This is a genomic window from Methylobacterium sp. WL116, from assembly GCF_008039455.1.
In the GTDB taxonomy this organism is placed as follows: Bacteria; Pseudomonadota; Alphaproteobacteria; order Rhizobiales; family Beijerinckiaceae; genus Methylobacterium.
In genome coordinates, this window is the sequence record NZ_VRUV01000987.1 from 1 (window position 1) to 815 (window position 815).

The window sequence follows — 815 nt, forward strand, 5'->3', positions numbered from 1 at the left end:
GGCCCACGACGCGCGCCGCGCCAGCCTGTTCGGCGTCGCGGTGTCGGGCGTATCGGTCGACGGCCCCGCGGTGATGGCGCGTGTGCGGGCCGAGCGCGACCGCTTCGTCGCCGGGGTGCGCGACGGGCTCGACGCGATCCCGTCAGCCAAGCGGCTCGCCGGCGAGGCGCGGTTCCTCGACGCCCGGACGCTCGCGCTCGGCGACGACCGCCGCGTCGCGTTTCGGGCGGCGGTGATCGCCACGGGATCGAGCCCGAGCATCCCGAAGCCGCTCGCGCCGCTGGGCGACGCCGTCCTGACCACCGACACCGTGTTCGAGCTTCCCGACCTTCCGGCGTCGCTGGCGGTGATCGGCGGAGGGCCCGTCGGCATCGAGATCGCCCAGGCGATGGCGCGCCTCGGCGTGCGCGTCGACCTCTTCGACACCGGGTCGGGCCTGGCCGGCCTGAGCGAGCCCGGCCTTCGGAAGGACGCGGCCGCGATCTTCTCCGACGAGATGGCCTTGCATCTCGGGTCCGAACTCGTCTCGGCCGAGCCCGTCGACGGCGGGGCGCAGCTGACCTGGGCGGAGGCCGACGGCACCCGTCGCACCGGCACCTTCGCCCGGGTGCTCGCAGCCGCCGGCCGGCCGCCCAACGTCCGAGGCCTCGACCTCGCGCAGGCCAGGCTTCGTCTCGACGAGAAGGGCATGCCGGCCTTCGACACCCGGACCCTGCTCTGTGCGGGAGCGCCCGTGCTGATCGCGGGCGACGCCAACGCGGTGCGACCGGTCCTGCACGAGGCGAGCCGCCAGGGCGGGATCGCGGGGCGGAACG

1 protein-coding gene is annotated in these 815 nt (G+C 75.6%); it reads left to right on the forward strand.

Annotated elements, in window-relative coordinates; translation table 11 throughout:
- Window positions 1-815 (forward strand): FAD-dependent oxidoreductase (locus tag FV223_RS28945; protein WP_187276299.1); only part of this gene is annotated, 815 nt, incomplete at both ends.